Below are 221 nucleotides of genomic sequence, written 5' to 3' on the forward strand. Positions count from 1 at the left end.
GGGTTCTGTTGCAAAGTCTCAAAAAGGTCATTAGTTTTTCAAGATGATTCTTATTTAAGCAGGGATTCCTAATAGTCCTTTGATTTCTGTACAGACGGAAAAGCCAAAAAGAGACCCTTCTTTTCGGCTTTTTTTATAAATTCCTCGAATCGCTTCCATGCCTTTAATCGTGGTTGAGGCTGTTCGCAAACTTTGGTAAAATTTGTTTCTTCGCTTAATTG

General features: G+C 37.1%; 1 pseudogene. It reads right to left on the reverse strand.

The annotated features are described in order from the left end of the window. Nucleotides 1-54: 54 nt before the first annotated feature. A pseudogene (locus AB3I34_RS14010) lies at nt 55-221 on the reverse strand (IS6 family transposase); the annotation flags it as partial.

Origin of the sequence: Enterococcus sp. C102(2024) (assembly GCF_040888205.1) — a bacterium.
In the GTDB taxonomy this organism is placed as follows: Bacteria; Bacillota; Bacilli; order Lactobacillales; family Enterococcaceae; genus Enterococcus; species Enterococcus faecalis.